8 protein-coding genes are annotated in these 13215 nt (G+C 71.2%); 4 read left to right on the plus strand and 4 right to left on the minus strand.

All coding sequences use genetic code 11. From position 1 onward, the window contains the following. Position 1 precedes the first annotated feature (1 nt). Both B5F85_RS08125 and B5F85_RS08130 read right to left on the minus strand, forming a co-directional pair. Positions 2–3196 carry a transglutaminaseTgpA domain-containing protein gene (locus tag B5F85_RS08125; RefSeq protein ID WP_087316186.1) on the minus strand — a complete coding sequence of 1065 codons (3195 nt, stop codon included), beginning with the start codon at positions 3194–3196 and terminating at the stop codon, positions 2–4. Beyond that, positions 3193–4167: a MoxR family ATPase gene (locus tag B5F85_RS08130; protein WP_087316188.1), complete on the minus strand. Its 975-nt coding sequence runs from the start codon at positions 4165–4167 to the stop codon at positions 3193–3195. The genes B5F85_RS08125 and B5F85_RS08130 overlap by 4 nt, the downstream gene beginning before the upstream one ends. A gap of 159 nt (positions 4168–4326) precedes the next feature. Here B5F85_RS08130 and B5F85_RS08135 point away from each other — a divergent pair, with 159 nt between their 5' ends. The 4 genes from B5F85_RS08135 (at position 4327) to B5F85_RS08150 (ending at position 11764) form a co-directional block, all read left to right on the plus strand. Further along, positions 4327–5658, plus strand: coding sequence for a CHAD domain-containing protein (locus B5F85_RS08135; protein ID WP_087316190.1), 1332 nt, complete (start codon positions 4327–4329; stop codon positions 5656–5658). A 1-nt stretch (position 5659) separates the two neighbouring features. Further along, positions 5660–7066, plus strand: a complete 1407-nt coding sequence (gene fumC, locus B5F85_RS08140; protein ID WP_239386795.1) for a class II fumarate hydratase — start codon at positions 5660–5662, stop codon at positions 7064–7066. Between the two features lie 298 nt (positions 7067–7364). Further along, the gene (locus B5F85_RS08145; RefSeq protein WP_087316192.1) at positions 7365–8648 is read left to right on the plus strand and encodes a PLP-dependent transferase; all 1284 of its coding nucleotides are present in this window, start codon (positions 7365–7367) and stop codon (positions 8646–8648) included. 134 nt (positions 8649–8782) lie between these two features. Next, the gene (locus tag B5F85_RS08150) at positions 8783–11764 is read left to right on the plus strand and encodes a glycoside hydrolase family 2 TIM barrel-domain containing protein (RefSeq protein ID WP_087316194.1); all 2982 of its coding nucleotides are present in this window, start codon (positions 8783–8785) and stop codon (positions 11762–11764) included. A 53-nt stretch (positions 11765–11817) separates the two neighbouring features. On the opposite strand, the gene B5F85_RS08155 is transcribed toward B5F85_RS08150, so the two are convergent. Beyond that, positions 11818–12246: a peptidylprolyl isomerase gene (locus B5F85_RS08155; protein ID WP_087316196.1), complete on the minus strand. Its 429-nt coding sequence runs from the start codon at positions 12244–12246 to the stop codon at positions 11818–11820. A gap of 158 nt (positions 12247–12404) precedes the next feature. Then, on the minus strand, positions 12405–13215 hold an 811-nt coding region (locus tag B5F85_RS08160; RefSeq protein WP_204204693.1), incomplete at its 5' end, for a hypothetical protein.

Consider the following 13215-nt stretch of genomic DNA (forward strand, 5'->3'; position numbering starts at 1 on the left):
GTCACCGGTGACGCAGGGCGCGTGCGAGCTCGCGCAGGGTTCGCGGCAGGCGCGCGCCGTCGCCTCCGACGGGACGCGCCCCGTAGCGAGCGAGGCAGGCGTTGCGAGCCAGCCTGCGCACGGCGTCCGCCAGCACCGCGTCCTCGAGGCGCGCGCAGATGGCCTCGGCGACGTCCTGCTCGGTCGCCGAGCGATCCCAGCGCACGCGGGCCCGTCGCGCCACGCGGCAGACGCGCCTCCAGGCGTAGTCCCAGTCCCCGCGTTCGAGCCGGCGCCTGCGGGCGCGCAGGACGAGGCCCGTCGCGGCGACGGCGGCAGCGGCGGCGCCAAGGCAAAGAAGCGCGGGCATGACCCAGGCGGGAAGCTCGAAGGGGGCGTTCGCCGTGCCGTCGCCATCCGCCGGCGCGCCGCCCGGCGCGTGCGTCTCGTCCTCGGGCTCGTCGGGCTTGGGCTCCTCCTCGGCGTCATCGGGCTCGTCCGCGGGCGTCTGCGGGGAGACGGGCGCGGCGGGGGTGGTCGGCACGGCGGGCTCGTCGTCCCCGGCGTCTCCTGCGGCGGGCGTCACGTCCACGCCGATCCAGCCGATGCCGTCGAGCCACACCTCGCTCCAGGCGTGGAGCTGCCTCATCGTGACCTCGTAGCTGCCGACGGCACTGACGGACCCTGCGGGCTGGTACCCCATCGCCACGCGTGCCGGAACGCCGAGCAGGCGCGCGAGCACCGTGAACGCCGTGGCGTAGTGCGTGCAGTAGCCGCGCCGCTCGGCGAGGAAGTCATCGATGACGGCGAGGTTGTCCTGTCCGTCACCGCCCGGGGCGTCGAGCGTGTAGGCAAACCCGCCCGAGGTGAAGTAGTCCACGAGCCAGCGAATGACCGCAATCTGGTCGCCGGAGTCGACGACGCCGTCCGCGCGCGCCTGGGCGATGACGCCGCTCACGTGCTCGCCGCGCTCGCCGCCGATCACGAGCAGCTCGGTCGGGCGGCTGGAGGCGATGCCCGCCGCGCTCAGCGCCGTGGCGAACCTCCCGACCGTGTCGACGTCCTCGACAGAGGTGATGGGCGCGCGGTACGAGCCCGTGGCGATGTAGGTGCGGGCGTCGGTGCCGCGCACGCTCACGGTCCCCGGGGGCACGGGGGAGGAGCCTCCCATGGTCTGGATGGTGGTCGTCACGGTGACCTCCGAAGACGTCACGCGCCCGCCCGTGCCGAGCGGCTCGTCGAGCAGGGCGTCGTCGTCCGTGCTCGCGCGCCATGTCGACCCGTCGAAGTCCTCGAGTACGGCGGCGCGCAGGTAGAGCGGCTGGCCGGCGTTGGTGGTGTAGGTGAGCGCGACGGCGCTGGAGTTGCGGCGCAGGTCGCGCGAGAGGTCTACGAGCGTCTCGATTCGCGTGCCGCCCGTGAGGCTGACCGCGGGCGCGGCGTCCGTGCTCGCGAGCCCCGCCCCCGCCGCGCCGAGCGCGCAGGCGAGAAGGACGGCGAGCGCGCAGCGCGTTGGCCTGCGGTCTCGGGGCGCGGCAAGCCAGGCGAGCCCGAGCCCGAGCGCACAGACCCCCGCCGCCCACATTGGGTCCGTCGTGCCCATGACGCTCTGGTCGGCCGCCGCGAGGCCAAGCGGCACGAGCGCGATCGCCGCCCGCGTGGGCCGGGCGCTCGCGAGCAGCGCGCACAGGGAGGCGAGCGCCGCCCCGCCAAGCAGGATGAGCAGGTCCCACGCGGCATCCGCGTCCGCAAAGGGCTGGCCCCCGAGCTGGGCCACGCCCGCTGTCGCGAGCGCCCGCACGGCACCGAAGAGGTCGGCGGCCTCGCCCTGCCCGGCGCGGGCGAGCTCGGCGGTGGCGTCGGGCAGGCCAAAGCCGTGCCGCGCCTCGAAGAGCGCGCACGCCATCAGAGCGCCTGCGAAAAGCAGCGCCAGCGCGAGCGCCTCGGCCGCGACGACCCGCGCGACCGGCCTGACGCGCCGCCGCGCGAGCGCGGACCCGAGCGCGCAGCCCGCCGTCGAGCCCGCCGCGAGCAGCGCCGCGACGGGGAGCGCCCACGCGCCGTCCCGGATCATGTCGAGGAAGGGGACCATCGAGAGCAGCGTCAGCGCGCAGCAGCAGGGCAGGGCCGCCAGCTCGCAGGGGACGCTCGGCGCGGGCGCCTCCGGGCGCGGGCGGCGACGCTCGTCCTTCTCGCCCCGCTCGTCCTTCTCGGCGTCCGCGCGACCCTCGTGGGCCGGCGCTGCGGCCGAGCCCGGGCTCGCCTCCACCACCACGAGCGAGCGGCCGAGCGGCCCGCGGGAGAGCGTTGTCGCGAGCGGGCCGCGCGGGTCGCAGGTGACGAGCAGGACGCGTCGCCGGGAGGCCCCGCCCGCGGCGAGCCGGGCCACGAGCGAGGCCCGCACCCGTGCCCCGCCGGCGGCGTCGTCGTCCGCCACGAGCGCGGCGAGGAAGCGCTCCTGCTGCACGGGCGCGCGCCAGCTGGCGAGGCCGTCGGTGAGCAGCACGTCGGGCACGCGGCGAAGCCCTCTCAGCAGTGCCTCGACGGTGGTCGCGAGGGCGTCGGCGTCCCGTGCCCCGAGCGTGTCCGCCACCACGAGCACCGGCGGTGCCTGGCTCCCGGCGGTCTCGATCGACATGAGCTCGCCGTGGTGGGCGCTCTGGCGCCAGGCGATCTGGCACAGGCCGTCGCCGCGCTCGTAGGGGCGCACGCCGCAGGCGTCTCGCTCCGCGCTGCGGTCGAGGGAGCGCGCCACCGCCCGCGACGAGACGAGCCGCACGAGGGCGGGGTCCGCGACGGGCGGCACGCGCACCTCGCGGTCAGTGGCCTCCACGCGCCGCGCGCGCCAGAAGCCAAAGAGGTCACGCCAGGTCAGGATGACGCTGCGCTGCCGATAGAGCCCGCGCTCGGCGGGCAGGCGCCCCGGACGTCCTATGACCGTGCCGTGCTGGTCGACGCGCACCCAGCTGTCCTCGTCGCGCTCCGGGGCGGCCAGGGGGCCGGCGGGCCTTCGCTCGCCGGAGCGCAGCGCACGGGCGAGAAGAACCCCGGCCAGGCCAAGGACCCCGGCGAGAAGCGCCGCCGCCCCTGCCGCCGCGAGGGCGTGCCACCCGAGCGCCGAGCCGACGGCGAGAAGCGCGAGCGCGCAGGCGAGCTGGGCCGCGCCGCGCCTCGTGAGCGCGACGGGCGTGACGCGGCTCTTCTCGCCCCGCGTCATCTCCGCTTGCCGTCGGGCGCCGGGACGCGGGCGATCGCGCGGGCCAGGGCGGCGCGCTGCTGCTCGGTCTGCCCCGTCTCGGGAGAGAGGTCGCGCAGCACGAGGCGGTGGGAGAGCACGGCCGTCGCGAGCGAGCGGACGTCCGCGGGAAAGACCGTCGCGCGCCCGTCGAGCAGGGCGCGGGTGCGGCTGATGGCCAGCAGCGCCAGCCCCGCGCGCGGGGAGGCGCCCAGGCGGATCTCCGGGGAGCGGCGCGTCGCCTCGAGCAGGGCGACCGCGTAGGCCGCGACCTCCTCGCTCACGTGTACGACGGACGCGAGCCTGCGAAAGCCGCGCACGTCGTCGACGCCGCAGACCGGCCTCACGCGCTGGACGGGATCGACGCCCGAGGCGCTCGCGAGCATCGCGCGCTCCGCCTCGGCGCTCGGATAGCCAATGGTCGTGCGCACCATGAAGCGGTCGAGCTGCGCCTCGGGCAGGGGATAGGTGCCCTCCATCTCCACGGGGTTTTGCGTCGCCATGACGAAGTAGGGGTCGGGGAGGTCGTAGGTCGTGCCGTCGACGCTGATGCGGCGCTCCTCCATGGCCTCGAGCAGGGCCGCCTGGGCCTTGGGGTTGGCGCGGTTGATCTCGTCGGCGATGACCGCGTCCGAGAAGAGCGGTCCGGGGTGAAAGGCGAAGGCGCGCGTCTGCGGGTCCCACACGCTCACGCCGGTGAGGTCGCTCGGGAGCAGGTCGGAGGTGAACTGCACGCGCGTCACGCGCGCGCGGACCGCCCGGGCGAGCGCCCGGGCGAGCGTGGTCTTGCCCACGCCGGGGACGTCCTCGAGCAGCAGGTGCCCGCCGGAGAGCAGGCACATCACCGCGAGCGCGACCGTCTCGCGCGGCACCGCGAGCGCCGCGTCGAGCTCGTGCGCGATGGCCGACCCCAGGTTGGCCGCGGCCTCGACGTCCGTTCGCGAAATCGCCATGGCGCCCCCTTTCCTCGGTGCTCACATGGTAGGGCGCGCGCGTCGCCGGAGGAGCGCCCCCGGATTGGGGCGCCGCTCCCCGAAGCCGAGAAATCGGCGAGCGGTAAATTGCTATGCTTGCTTTTCGGTGCGTTGCCGGATCTGACGATCGGGGGAGACATGGTCAAGACGCTGGTTCTCGTTCGGCACGGAGCTCCCGAGGTGGCCTCCGCCTCGGGCGAGGACATCGACCGCCGGCTCACGACTGCCGGGGCGCGTGCGCTGCGCATCGCGTACCCCCGCGTGTTCTCCCTGCTCGGCGACGACCCCAACGCGCTTCTCTGGAGCAGTCCCGCCGTGCGAGCGCTCGAGACGGCCGACGTCGTGGCTGCCGCCGCGGGCATCGATGACATCGAGGTCCACCAGTCGCTCTACGCGCAGGACGCCGCGGCGTTTCTCGCCGAGCTCGACGCCGCCGAGGCGCCGTGCGTGATCGCCGTGGGCCACGCCCCCTTCGTGGACCAGCTCTCCACGCGCCTTCTGGGCACCTGCCCGCCGCTCGGCAAGGGCGCGGTCGTCGCCATCGACCTCACGGGGGGCTTCTCCGGCCGCGGCGTGCTTCGCTGGTACGTCTCCGGCCCCGAGGCCACGTCCTGGGAGGAGCTCGCGGTCGTCGAGCACGCCGTCGCCGGCGCGGTGCGCGACCTCTCCGCCCGGGCCGACGCGTTTCTCGCCGGCCCCGAGAGCGCCGAGGCGCTGCGGCAGTTCAGGATCGCCCTCAGGCGCGTCCGCTCGCTGCTGCAGTTCCTCGCTCCGTGGCAGACCAAGAAGCAGAACCGTCGCTGCGAGCACACGATCAAGGAGCTGCAGGTCGCCTCGGGCCGCCTGCGCTCGCTCGACATCCTCTGCGAGACCGTCTCGGGCCTGGTGGAGAGCGGCGAGCTGGGCGAGAACAGCCTGCTGCCCATGTCGTGCGCCAAGGAGCGCTCGCTCGAGTGCGCCTCCCTGCTCACGCTGATGCGCAAGCGCCGCTCCGCCAAGGAGCTCGGCAAGCTCGCGCACGAGCTCTCGCACCACCTGAGCTGGAAGTCAAAGGTCACCGAGCGCGGCGTGACCGCCGACGACTTCCGCGCCCACTTCGACGAGCAGTTCAACGAGGTCGACGAGGACCTCTTTGGCCTCGACCTGCGCGACGGCGATGCGGTCTACGTTGCCCGCCGCGACACCAAGGAGATGCACTACGTCGCCGAGCGCCTCGGCGAGGTGCTCGGCCCGGAGCGCGCGCAGATGAGCGAGTACCTCGACGAGATCCAGCGCGAGCTCGGCGCCCTCTCCGACGCGCGCGGCAACAAGCAGCTGGCGGAGGAGTGCGCCAAGAGCCCGCGCTTCCGCGGCGTCCGTGCCGACCTCGGCGTCGTGGCGCGCGACCAGGCGGAGGTCGTCTCGGCGATCACCTCGTGCCTGCGGAGGCGCGAGCCCGAGAGCGGCGACGTCGAGGACGAGGAGGAGTAACTTGGGCGAGAAGATCGCTGAGGGCGAGGCCTGGCGGGTCGAGCGAGACTCGATGGGGGAGATGCGCGTTCCTGCAGCCGCCCTCTGGGGTGCCCAGACCGAGCGCAGCCACGAGAACTTCCCCATCGGCACCGAGCGCATGCCCGCCGAGATCGTCTCGGCGTTCGCCCTCGTGAAGAAGGCGGCCGCACGGGCTAACTGCCGGCTCGGACGGCTCTCGGCCGAGGACCGCGACCTCATCTGCCAAGCCGCCGACGAGGTTCTTCTCGGCCAGCATGACGACGACTTCCCGCTCGTGGTGTGGCAGACGGGTTCCGGCACCCAGTCCAACATGAACATGAACGAGGTGCTCGCCAACCGCGGCAACCAGATCGCCGCCGAGAGGGGCATGGAGCCGGCGCGGCGCCTGCACCCCAACGACTCGGTCAACATGAGCCAGTCCTCCAACGACACCTTCCCCACGGCCATGCACGTGGCCGCTGCCGTCGCCGTGACGGGGCGCTTGCTGCCCGCGATCGACCAGCTCGTCTCCACGCTGCGCCGCCTCGAGGAGGAGAACGCCGGCGTGGTCAAGAGCGGTCGCACCCACCTGCAGGATGCGGTGCCCATCGCCTTCTCCCAGGAGATCTCTGGCTGGCGCGGCCTGCTCGAGGGCTCGCGCGAGGAGCTCGTCGCCGCGATGGAGGGGCTCTTCCGCCTGGCGCTCGGCGGGACCGCCGTGGGCACGGGGCTCAACGCCCCCGCCGGCTTTGACGAGACCGTCGCCGCTGAGCTCGCCGAGCTCACGGGACTGCCCTTCGTGACCGACCCCAACAAGTTCCGCGCCCTCACGGGCAAGGACGCCCTCGTGTTCTCCCACGGCGCGGTCAAGGGCCTCGCCGCCAACATGATGAAGATCGCCAACGACGTGCGCTGGCTCGCGTCGGGCCCGCGCCTGGGCTTGGGCGAGATCACCATCCCGGCCAACGAGCCCGGCAGCTCCATCATGCCGGGCAAGGTCAACCCCACCCAGTGCGAGGCCGTGACGATGGTGACCGTGCAGGTCATGGGCAACGACGCCGCTATCGGCATGGCGGCCTCCCAGGGAAACTTCGAGCTCAACGTCTTCATGCCCGTGATCGCCTACAACTACCTGCAGTCCGTTCGACTGCTCTCGGACGCGATCGTCTCCTTCGATGAGCGCTGCGTCTCCGGCATCACCGCAAACCGCGAGAAGATGGACGAGAACCTCCACCGCTCGCTCATGCTCGTGACGTGCCTCAACCCCCACATCGGCTACGACAACGCCGCGCGCGTGGCCAAGAAGGCCTTCGCCGAGGGCACCTCCCTCAAGGAGGCCTGCGTGGCGCTGGGGCTGCTCACGCCGGAGCGCTTCGACGAGGTCTTCCACCCCGAGCAGATGTGTTAATTGGGGACGTGTTTTTTCGTGCAGACAGTTTGTGTTAATTGGGGACGTGTTTTTTCGTGCAGACAGTTTGGGACAGGTCTGACAAACAGGCCTGTCCCAAACTGTCTGCACGAAAAAACACGTCCCCAATTAACACAAACTGTCTGCACGAAAAAACACGTCCCCAATTAACAGAACCGGGCCCTTCTCGGCGCTTCAATGGCGCGCTATGTTGCTGTCAGATGTTGCCGGTTCGCTCCGCGGTCTGCTGTCATCATCGGCCGCGCTATCATGGTTGCACCCTACAGAAAGGACCCTCATGGCTGATCAGACCATCGCGACCCGCTGCGTCCAGGCTGGCTACACCCCCGGCGACGGCGAGCCGCGTCAGATTCCCATCGTCCAGTCCACCACCTTCAAGTACGCCACCTCCGAGCACATGGGCCAGCTCTTTGACCTCGAGGCCTCGGGCTACTTCTACACGCGCCTGCAAAACCCCACCAACGACGCGGTGGCTGCCAAGATCGCGGCGCTCGAGGGCGGCGCCGTGGCGATGCTCACGAGCTCCGGCCAGGCCGCCAACTTCTTCTCGCTCTTCAACATCTGCGAGGCGGGCAGTCACATCGTGGCGAGCTCGGCCATCTACGGCGGCACGTACAACCTGATCGCCCACACCATGGCCAAGATGGGCATCGAGTCCACGTTCGTCTCGCCCGAGTGCACCGAGGAGGAGCTCGAGGCGGCCTTCCGCCCCAACACGCGCGCCGTCTTTGGCGAGACCATCGCCAACCCCGCGCTCGACGTGCTCGACATCGAGCGCTTTGCGCGCGCGGCCCACGCCCACGGCGTGCCGCTGATCGTGGACAACACCTTCCCCACGCCCGTCTTCTGCCGCCCGATCGAGTGGGGCGCTGACATCGTGACCCACTCCACCACCAAGTACATGGACGGCCACGGCGTGGGCGTCGGCGGCGCGATCGTGGACTCCGGCAACTTCGACTGGATGGCGCACGCGGACAAGTTCCCTGGCCTCACCACGCCCGACGAGTCCTATCACGGCATCGTCTACGCCGAGAAGTTCGGTCAGGCAGGCGCCTTCATCACCAAGGCGACCTCGCAGCTCATGCGCGACCTCGGCTCCATCCAGAGCCCGCAGAACGCCTTCTACCTCAACATGGGCCTCGAGAGCCTGCACGTGCGCATGCCGCAGCACTTCAGAAACGGCCTCGCCGTGGCGGAGTACCTCGAGAAGAGCGACAAGGTCACGAGCGTGCGCTTCCCGCACCTCCCGTCCGACCCGTACTACGCGCTCGCCCAGAAGTACCTGCCCGAGGGCGGCTCCGGCGTCGTGTCCTTCGAGCTCGCCGGAGGCCGCGCCGCCGCCGAGAAGTTCATGGCGGCCCTGCGCCTCGCCGCGATCGAGACGCACGTGGCGGACGCCCGCACCTGCTGCCTGCACCCGGCCTCCGCGACGCACCGCCAGATGAACGACGAGGAGCTGGCCGCCGCCGGCATCTCGCCCGCGATGGTGCGCTTCTCGTGCGGCCTCGAGGGCACCGAGGACCTCATCGCCGACATCGAGCAGGCACTCGCCGCGATCTAGGGACTGGCCCTCGCCCCTTTGCCCCGTGCTCAGACAGCTTCGCCGCTCGGAGTGCGCGCGGCTGCAGAACTGCGCGCGGGACAAAGGGGCGAGGGCCCTAGCTCGGACAGCGCCTTTACCGGGAGGTTTGTGACGTGAGGTATGTGCTCGATCGTACGGCCTACTGTGATGAGGCGGTCATCGCGGAGAACAGGCTCCCGGCGCGGAGCTATTTCATCCCGTATCCGGACCGGGGCTCGGCGGAGGGGGTGCCGCTGGCGAGGAGGCGCTATGAGTCGCCGCTCGTGCGGTGCCTGAGCGGGGAGTGGGACTTCCGGTTCTTCTCGCGCCCGGCGGAGCTTCCTGAGGCGCTCGACACCGACGCCTGGGACTGGGACCGCCTCACCGTGCCGGGGTGCTGGCAGTTCCAGGGCTACGACCGGCCGTTTTATGTGGACGAGCGCTATCAGTTCCCGTTTGACCCGCCGCGCATCCCCGAGGAGGCGCCGGTGGGCCCGGTCTTCTCGCTCGTTGGCGGCGAGGGCGGGCGGCCGCACGTCGCGCATCCCAAGGACGAGTACAACTTCGTGGGCGTCTACCGGCGCTGCTTTGATCTTGACGAGCGCGCCGCGTCCGTCGGTCACGTGATCTCCTTCCTCGGCGTGGCGAGCTGCCTGGACCTCTACTGCAACGGCGCGCGCGTGGGCTATGCCGAGGGTTCGCACAACACGGCCGAGTTCGACCTCACGCCGCATCAACGCGCGGGCGTAAACGAGCTCGTCGCCGTGGTGCGACGCTGGTGCACGGGCTCCTACCTCGAGTGCCAGGACATGTTCCGAAACAACGGCATCTTCCGCGACGTGCTGCTGCGCGAGGTGACTCCCGCTGGCGTCTGGGACGTGGCCGTGAGCACGGGGCGAGAAGAGCGCGCGAGCCACGTGCGCTATCGGCTTCAGGCGGACGTGACGCTCGCCGACGGCGCCGAGGGTGACGTGCGGGTCACGCTGCGCGGGCACGGCCTCGAGCGCACGGCGACGGCCTTTGCCGAGGACGGCCGCGCGACCGTGGTCTTTGAGGACCTCGACGTGCTCGAGTGGACCGCCGAGACGCCCAACCTCTACGACCTCATCGTCGAGACGGCCTCCGAGTGCGTGCCGCTGCGCGCGGGCTTTCGCGAGGCGCGCGTGGACGGCCGTCGCTTCCTCGTGAACGGGCGCCCCGTCAAGCTGCACGGCGTCAACCATCACGACACGAGCCCCACGGGCGGCTACGCTATGACGCCGGCGGAGATCGAGCGCGACGTGTGTCTCTGCAAGACCCACAACATCGACGCCATCCGCACGGCGCACTACCCATCTGACCCGCTGCTGCTCGAGCTCTGCGACGAGCTGGGCGTCTACGTGATCGACGAGGCCGACCTCGAGACGCACGGCGCCCTCGTGGGCAAGTTCCCCGCGCGTCAGAACCGTCTCACCGACGACGTGCGCTGGCAGCCTCGCTACCTCGACCGGGCAGAGCGCCTCGTCGAGCGCGACAAGCTTCATCCCTGCGTCATCCTGTGGAGCCTGGGCAACGAGTCGGGCGGCGGGCGCAACGCCGACGCCATGTACGAGCTCGTCCGCTCCCGCTCCGACGTCCCCGTGCACTACGAGGGTGCCATCCACTCGCTGCGGCGCGCCTACGACGTGGGCAGCGAGATGTATGCCACGGTCGACCGCGTGCGGAGCGTGGGCGAGGGCAGCTCGACGACGCGCAGGCTCAACGACCGCCCGTACCTGCTCTGCGAGTACGCCCACGCCATGGGCGTGGGCCCCGGCGGCGTGGAGGACTACTGGCGTGAGATCTACGCCTACGAGGCGCTGATGGGCGGCTGCGTGTGGGAGTTCGCCGACCACGCGGTCCTTCACGAGGACGGGTCCTACACCTACGGCGGCGACCACGGCGAGTGGGAGCACGACGGCAACTTCTGCGTGGACGGCATCTTCTACCCCGACCGGACGCCCTCCACGGGCGCGAGGGTCGTCGCCCACGCCTATCGCCCGATGCGCGTCCGCCATCTGGGCGGGGACTTCTTCATGGTGCACAACGCGACGTCGTTCACGCCCGGCGAGGCGTTCTCGCTGCGATTTGAGTGGAGCGACGGCGGCGTGGCCGAGCTCGTCTGGGACGTCGCCCCGCTGCGCCAGGCCTCCGTCATGGTGCGGCCCACGTCGAGCGTCCCGTGCGCGGCGGGGGAGGGCCTGCGCCGAAGCCGCGGGCGGTGGGTGACCGTCGTCACGCGCCGGCGCGCGACGGGCGAGGAGATCGCGCGCGAGCAGATGCAGCTCGAGGAGATGGGCGCGCTCGAGGCCGAGCTCCTCGAGCGCAGGGACGAGTTTGCCCCGGGGTGCGCGGTCACGGACGAGGGCCTCGTTCTCCTTGGCACGATGCGCCCCGCCGCGACGCCCGTCCTGCTCTCGCGGGTCGAGACGGACAACGACCGCTACCTCGACGGCCGCCGTCCGATGGAGCGACTTCGCGCGTGCCGGCGCGAGGTGCTCTCCGTGGAGCAGGCGCCGGGCGTCACCGAGGTGACGGCACGGCTCACCTTCCCGCACCATCGCTTCCTCTGCACGGACACCTACGAAGCCGTTGCGGCGGGCGTGCTCGTGACCTCGCGCCTGCACTGCGAGCGCGGCCGGGGCGACCTGCCGCGCTTTGGCGCGTGCTACCGGCTCGACGCCTCCTGGGACGAGGTCGAGTACCTCGGGCGCAACGGGGAGTCCTATCGAGACATGTGCGCGCAGGCGCCCCTCGAGCGCGTGACGTGCCGCGTGGCGGACATGACCGAGCCCAACATCCGCCCGCAGGAGAGCGGCAACCGCATGGACTGCCAGTACGTCAGGCTCTCCAATGGCGAGAGGAGCGTGCAGGTCACGGCCGTCGACCGGCCCTTCGAGCTGGCGGTCAAGCCCTACTCCGACGACGAGCTGCGCACCATGCGCCACCGCGAGGACGAGGTCCGCACGGGCACCTACCTGACCGTCCAGGCCTTCCAGATGGGCATCGGCACGGGGAGCTGCGGGCCCGCCACGCGCCCGGAGTACCGCTTTGACTGCCGGCAGGACTATGAGCTCCGCTACCTCGTGAGCTGGTAAAAAAAGGGCCCGCGGCGCGCGCCGCGGGCCCGAGAGAGGCGATGTCCCCCTCGCTACTCCTCGACCTCGAGCAGCTCGATGTTGAAGTTGAGGGCCTTGCCGGCCATCTCGTGGTTCATGTCAAAGGTGATGTTGCCGTCCTCGACGGAGGCCACCGTGGCGGGGAAGGGCTGGCCCATCGGCGAGGTGAGCATCACGCGGTCACCGGCGGAGAGCTCCTCGGCGCCGGGCATGGCGCTCACGGGCACGGTCTGGACGAGGCGCTCGTCGCGTTCGCCGTAGGCGTCGGCGGGCTCGAGACGGATGTCGATGACCTGGCCGACCTCCATCTCGCGGACGGCGGCGTCAAAGCCGGGGATCATCTGGCCGGCCATGCAGGTGAAGGCCAGCGGCTCGTTGCGGTCGCGGGAGGAGTCGAACTTGGTGCCGTCGTCGAGCGTGCCGACGTAGTGGACCTTGACCTTCTTGCCCTCGTTGCTCATGGAGCCTCCTGTCGTGTGGGGCGGTTGCGGGCTGTTCCGGCCCTTGATTGTGACAGATTGGGCGCCCGTGTGCTCGAACCGCCCGAGAGACCTCGCACGTCGCCCATTATGGGGCCAGTCGGGCCCTCAAAAACGGGCGTCGTGCGAGGTGTGCAGAGCTAGTCTCGATCGGCGCGGTCCCAGATGCGGTCCCAGACGCGCTTCTCCATGAGCTGGGCCTGCAGGGCCGACCAGCTCTCCTCGGTGAGCTGGCTCGCGTCCAGCGTGACGCCGAGGACCTGCTCCATGTCGGAGCGCGTGAAGACGTGCCTGTCGGTGTCGGTGTACGGGCTGTCGTCATCGGGCTCCGTCTCAAAGACGGTCAGCGTGTTGAGGTCGCTTACCGTGCACATGAGGGCGGCCGCGTTGAATACCAGGGCGCGGTCGACGTAGTCGTCGTCGCGGGCGATGTAGTCGCGCTCGTCGTGCGTGGGGTAGCTGTAGGTGACCTCAAGGGTGCCGGCGCTCGGGGCGGAGGCGCCTCCGAGGTAGGTGCTCAGCGGGAGCGTCTGGACGAGCTTGGTGAGGGCGCTCTGGTCCGGGCTGGCGGTGGTGAGCGACGTCTGCGCGGAAAGCGTCTCCGGCGTGACGGCGTAGATCTGGTCGCTCAGGTCGTCGGCCGAGCCCTGCGGCGTGCTGGTGGTCTGGTTGCCCGTCGTCTGGTTGCCCGTCGTCTGGGACGTGGTGGCGTCGTCGGTCGTCTGCGACGTCGTTTCGCCGCTGGGCTCGGAGGTCGTCCCGGGCTCGTCGACCTGCTGGACCGTCTGCGAGGTCTGCCCCTGGTAGTCATCGTGCGCCCGCTGGGTGTCAAGCAGGTTGAACACGGTGCAGCCGGCGATGCCCGCCAGCAGCAGGACCGCGACAACGACCGCGACGATCACACCCGTGCTCCAGCGCCTCGGTGCGGGCGCGGGGGGCTCGGCGGGGCGG

Origin of the sequence: Olsenella sp. An293 (assembly GCF_002159495.1) — a bacterium.
GTDB lineage: Bacteria > Actinomycetota > Coriobacteriia > Coriobacteriales > Atopobiaceae > Thermophilibacter.

What these genes read in the sequence shown, in the direction of transcription:
- B5F85_RS08125 (WP_087316186.1), bottom strand. Translation starts at nt 3,196, where the DNA reads ATGACGCGGGGCGAGAAGAGCCGCGTCACGCCCGTCGCGCTCACGAGG.
- B5F85_RS08130 (WP_087316188.1), bottom strand. Translation starts at nt 4,167, where the DNA reads ATGGCGATTTCGCGAACGGACGTCGAGGCCGCGGCCAACCTGGGGTCG.
- B5F85_RS08135 (WP_087316190.1), top strand. Translation starts at nt 4,327, where the DNA reads ATGGTCAAGACGCTGGTTCTCGTTCGGCACGGAGCTCCCGAGGTGGCC.
- B5F85_RS08145 (WP_087316192.1), top strand. Translation starts at nt 7,365, where the DNA reads ATGGCTGATCAGACCATCGCGACCCGCTGCGTCCAGGCTGGCTACACC.
- B5F85_RS08155 (WP_087316196.1), bottom strand. Translation starts at nt 12,246, where the DNA reads ATGAGCAACGAGGGCAAGAAGGTCAAGGTCCACTACGTCGGCACGCTC.